The organism is Streptomyces kebangsaanensis, from assembly GCF_001906585.1.
GTDB classification, from domain to species: Bacteria; Actinomycetota; Actinomycetes; order Streptomycetales; family Streptomycetaceae; genus Streptomyces; species Streptomyces kebangsaanensis.
The window spans coordinates 1-5,063 of record NZ_JUJA01000054.1 but is presented as its reverse complement, the minus strand read 5'-3'; the positions used below and the strand labels follow the sequence as shown (position 1 = coordinate 5,063).

Annotated in this window: 4 protein-coding genes; 1 reads left to right on the top strand and 3 read right to left on the bottom strand. The window is 71.7% G+C overall.

Annotated elements, in window-relative coordinates; all coding sequences use genetic code 11:
- Together RH94_RS07925 and RH94_RS07920 are read right to left on the bottom strand one after the other, a co-directional pair.
- Positions 1-539: class I SAM-dependent methyltransferase (locus RH94_RS07925; protein ID WP_107428657.1), on the bottom strand; the 539-nt coding region annotated here is incomplete at its 3' end.
- 362 nt (positions 540-901) lie between these two features.
- Positions 902-2,467, bottom strand: a complete 1,566-nt coding sequence (locus RH94_RS07920) for an MDR family MFS transporter (protein WP_073946924.1) — start codon at positions 2,465-2,467, stop codon at positions 902-904.
- A gap of 189 nt (positions 2,468-2,656) precedes the next feature.
- Here RH94_RS07920 and RH94_RS07915 point away from each other — a divergent pair, with 189 nt between their 5' ends.
- Positions 2,657-3,259 (top strand): TetR family transcriptional regulator, encoded by a 603-nt coding sequence (locus RH94_RS07915; protein ID WP_073946923.1) that lies wholly within the window; start codon positions 2,657-2,659, stop codon positions 3,257-3,259.
- A 36-nt stretch (positions 3,260-3,295) separates the two neighbouring features.
- On the opposite strand, the gene RH94_RS07910 is transcribed toward RH94_RS07915, so the two are convergent.
- Positions 3,296-5,063 (bottom strand): acetyl/propionyl/methylcrotonyl-CoA carboxylase subunit alpha (locus RH94_RS07910; RefSeq protein ID WP_073945667.1); only part of this gene is annotated, 1,768 nt, incomplete at its 5' end.

Here is a 5,063-nt window from a genome sequence, read left to right as displayed (position 1 = left end):
GGGCGCTCGACGGTCTCGGCCCGCACGATGTCGGCGTACGGCCGCCACAGGGAGGCGACCTGCTCGGCCGTGTACAGCACGCGCGGGTCCTGCGGGCCGCCGTGGCCGTGCCGGAGATTGGCCGTGTCGTGACCGACGAGCAGCAGGGTCCCGCCCGGCCCGACAGCGCGCGCCGCCTGCCGCAGCACGTGTTCCATCTGCTGCCACGGCAGGTGGAGGTAGGCGATGAGGGCCAGCCCGTACGCCGCCTCCGAAGGCGACCAGGCCATCAGATCCGTACGGACGGTGTGCAGCCGCACCCCGCGCTCCGTGGCCAGCCGTTCGGCCTTCTCCAGCGCCACGGCGGAGAAGTCCACGGCGTCCACCTGCCATCCCCGCTCCGCCAGCCAGACCGCGTTGCGTCCCTCTCCGGCGGCCAGATCGACCGCCCGGCCGGCGGGGCGGAGCGCGGCCAGTTCCTGTTCGACGAACCGGTTGGGCGCAGCCGACCACACGAGCTCGGTGCCGCGGTACCGCTCGTCCCACGCTGCTGCGTCCATGCCTGCTCCTTGTCCCTGTCCTTCGTCTGCCCTTGTCTGCCCTTGTCTGCCCTTGTCTGCCCTCTGGCTGTCCTCGGCGCGTCTTCCGCGGATCCGCCGCTCCGGCCGGACCGGTCCGGGCCGGGCGCCGGCCGGCGCGAACTCGGCCGACCATGCAGCGTAGTCGCCGAGCAGGTCGGAGGCGTCCGTCCGCGGTCGGGCGGCTCGCCTGCCGCATGACGCCGGCCGGAGCGGGGAGGGCCCCCTCGGGCTCGCGCAGATACCCGCCCGCTGACGTGGGAAGGGAAAAGGGCCGCAGCCCGGCCGCCCGTCGGAGTGAACGGGTGGCCGGGCTGCGGAAGCGGGCCCGAGTGCGGTGGGTGTCAGTCGTCGGTGGCCCGGCCGGGCAGGTCGACGCTGTCGCGGAGGGTGGCCGGGGTGAGGAGCAGTGCGGCGATCACACCGACCGTGGCGATGAGCGCGGAGATCAGGAAGATGCTGCCGGTGGCGTCTCCGTAGGCGGTGCGTACGACCTCCTGGACCGGGGCCGGCAGTGCCTTGATGTTCAGGGTGGATCCTCCGCCGCCCGCACCGGCTTCGATGCCGAGCCTGGTCAGCCCTTCGGTGATCTTCGTGCTCACGGTGTTGGCGAGCACCGCCCCGAGCACCGAGACTCCGATGGTGCCGCCGAGGGAGCGGAAGAAGGTGATGGCCCCGCTGGCCGCGCCGAGTTCGTTGAGCGGGACGGTGTTCTGCAGGACGAGGACCAGGTTCTGCATGGACATACCGACGCCGACACCGACCGCGGCCATGCCGGCCGAGACCCAGAGGAGGGATGTCTCGTGGTCGATCGTGGACAGGCCGAGGAAGCCGAGCGTGAGGACGATGACACCGGACACGACGGCGGGCTTGACCTTGCCGGTCTTGGAGACGAGCCGGCCCGCCACCGTGGAGGAGACGAGCACCCCGGCCATCATCGGCATGGTCAGCAGGCCGGCCTCGGTGGGCGAGTAGCCGCGTCCGATCTGGAAGTACTGGCCGAGGAAGACGGCACCGCCGAACATCGCCATGCCGACCGCCAGGCTCGCGACGATGGCCAGGGCGGGGTCACGCCGCTTGATCACGTGCAGCGGGATGACCGGCTCGGGAACCCGGGACTCGACCCACACGGCCGCACCGAGCAGCACGACGGCACCGGTCACCATGGCGGCGGTCTGCCAGGACAGCCAGGCGAACGAGTTGTCGACGAACGTCACCCACAGCAGCAGGAGACTGACGCCGGCCGCGATGAGCGAGGCCCCCCAGTAGTCGACCTTGGTGTCCGGACGCCGGACGTCCTGCAGGTGCAGGGTGCGGGCGAGGGCGAAGGACGCGACGACCGTGAAGGGCAGGGCGATGAAGAAGCACCAGCGCCAGCCCAGCCAGGAGACGTCGGTGATCAGCCCGCCGAGCAGCGGGCCGCCGACGGTGGAGACGGCCATGACCCCGCCGAGATAGCCGTTGTAGCGGCCGCGCTCCCTGGGGCTGATCATCGCGGCGATGACGACCTGCACCAGGACCTGCAGCGCGCCCATGCCCAGGCCCTGCACCGCACGGAAGGCGATGAGCTGGCCGGTGTTCTGCGAGAAGCCGGCGCCCAGGGAACCCACCACGAAGATCGCGATCGAGATCTGCAGCAGGAGCTTCTTGCTGAAGAGGTCGGCCAGCTTGCCCCAGATCGGCGTCGAGGCGGTGGAGGCCAGCAGCGTCGCGGTGACCACCCAGGTGTACTGCGACTGCGTGCCGTTCAGCGAGCCGATGATCTGCGGCAGTGCGACCGAGACCACGGTGGAGCTGAGCATCGCGGCGAACAGCACCGTCAGCAGACCGCTCAGGGCCCGCAGCACCTGCTTGTGGTCCGTGGTCGCAGAGCCCTCGGGGCCGGCTGCGACCGTTGTATGCGCACTCACGCGCAAACCTCCGGATGAAGAAGAACGAGATGAACAGGCCAGGGCCGGCGGAAGGACGGCGCGACGGAAGGCGCCGTCCACGCGGTCCGGACGGGCGACCGGGAACGCCGACCGGCTCAGAATACATGCGCAGTGGGCAAGTTTGCCCGCTGCGCAAGATCTTCACGGCTCTCGTAGGATGGCGGCACCATGGAGAGCACAGTGGGACTACGCGAGCGCAAGAAGGCCGCCACGCGGCGGGCGGTCCACGAGGCGGCCCTGCGTCTGACCGTGGAGCAGGGGTTCGACGCGGTCACCGTCGAAGCGGTGGCCGACGCGGCGGGCATCTCACGCCGGACGTTCTCCAACTACTTCGCCACCAAGGAGGACGCCGTCCTGTGGGGCGACGAGCGCTACCTCAATGAACTGGTGGCCGCCTTCCGCGCCCGCCCCGCCGAGGAGACCGCCTGGACCGCGCTGCGCACCGCCGTCCTGGACCGCTTGCCGGAGAGCGGTGCCCAGGAGTGGGAGACCCTCGTACGCACTCGGATGGCGCTGCGCCACCCCGCGCTGCTGGCCCGTCAGCTCGCCAAGTACGCGGCCCTGGAGGCAGAGCTCACCCAGGCGATCACCGAGCGTTGGCACACCGCGGACGCGGACGTGGACACGGCCCTCGACGCCGGGGTCATGGCGTCGGCCTTCCTCGTGGCCCTGCGGATCACGATGCGCCGCTGGATCGAAAGCGATCTGACCCACAACCCGCGGGAGCTGGTGGTCGACACCATGAACCGCTTGGCGCGCCCCTTCGTCTGACGCGCCCTGCGGCCGGCGGGCCCTCCGTCTCCAGGTTCAGTCCTTGATTTCGCAGATGGGGGCGCCGGAGGTGAGGGAGGCGCCGACCTGGGCGGTGAGGCCCTTGACGGTGCCGCTCCTGTGGGCGTTGAGGGGCTGTTCCATCTTCATGGCCTCCAGGACGACGACGAGGTCGCCCTCGGTGACCTGCTGGCCCTCCTCGACGGCGACCTTGACGATGGTGCCCTGCATGGGGGAGGCGAGGGTGTCGCCGGAGGCGGCGGGGCCGGTCTTCTTCGCGGCGCGGCGCTTGGGCTTGGCGCCGGCGGCCAGGCCGGTGCGGGCCAGGGACATGCCCAGGGAGGCGGGCAGGGAGACCTCCAGGCGCTTGCCGCCGACCTCGACGACGACGGTCTCGCGGTTGCTCTCCTCCTCGGCCTCGCCGTCCACGGCGGCGGCGAACGGCTTGATGTCGTTGGTGAACTCGGTCTCGATCCAGCGGGTGTGGACGGTGAACGGCTCGGTGCTGCCGGTGAGTTCGGGGGCGAAGGCGGGGTCGGTCACCACCGCGCGGTGGAAGGGCAGGGCGGTGGCCATGCCCTCGACCTGGAATTCGTCCAGGGCGCGGGCGGCGCGCTGGAGGGCCTCGGCGCGGGTGCGGCCGGTGACGATGAGCTTGGCGAGCAGGGAGTCCCAGGCGGGGCCGATGACGGAGCCGGACTCCACGCCGGCGTCCAGGCGCACGCCGGGGCCGGTGGGCGCGTCGAAGCGGGTGACGGTGCCGGGGGCGGGCAGGAAGCCTCGGCCGGGGTCCTCGCCGTTGATGCGGAACTCGAAGGAGTGGCCGCGCAGCGGCGGGTCGTCGTAGCCGAGCGGCTCGCCGTCGGCGATGCGGAACATCTCGCGGACCAGGTCGAGGCCGGCGACCTCCTCGGTGACCGGGTGTTCGACCTGCAGGCGGGTGTTGACCTCGAGGAAGGAGATGGTGCCGTCCTGGCCGACGAGGAATTCCACGGTGCCGGCGCCGACGTAGCCGGCCTCCTTCATGATGGCCTTGGAGGCGCGGTAGAGCTCGGCGGTCTGCTCGTCGGTGAGGAAGGGGGCGGGGGCCTCCTCGACGAGTTTTTGGTGGCGGCGCTGCAGGGAGCAGTCGCGGGTGGAGACGACGACGACGTTGCCGTGGGTGTCGGCCAGGCACTGGGTCTCGACGTGGCGGGGGCGGTCGAGGTAGCGCTCGACGAAGCACTCGCCGCGGCCGAAGGCGGCGGTGGCCTCGCGGACGGCGGAGTCGTACAGCTCGGGGACCTCCTCCAGGGTGCGGGCGACCTTCAGGCCGCGGCCGCCGCCGCCGAAGGCGGCCTTGATGGCGATGGGCAGGCCGTGCTGCTTGGCGAAGGCGACGACCTCGTCGGCGCCGGCGACGGGGTCGGGGGTGCCGGCGACCAGGGGGGCGCCGGCGCGCTGGGCGATGTGCCGGGCGGCGACCTTGTCGCCCAGGTCGCGGATGGCCTGCGGGGGCGGGCCGATCCAGGTCAGGCCGGCGTCGAGGACGGCCTGGGCGAAGTCGGCGTTCTCCGAGAGGAAGCCGTAGCCGGGGTGGATGGCGTCCGCGCCGGATTCCTTGGCGGCCTTCAGGACCTTGTCGATGTCCAGGTAGCTGGTGGCCGGGGTGTCACCGCCCAGGGCGAACGCCTCATCCGCGGCGCGGACATGCAGAGCGTCCCGGTCCGGGTCGGCGTAGACGGCCACGCTCGCGATCCCGGCGTCCCGGCAGGCCCGGGCCACGCGGACAGCGATTTCGCCACGGTTGGCGATGAGCACCTTG

Excerpts from the sequence above, each read along its gene's own strand:
- RH94_RS07915 (WP_073946923.1), top strand. The coding sequence starts at position 2,657 with ATGGAGAGCACAGTGGGACTACGCGAGCGCAAGAAGGCCGCCACGCGG.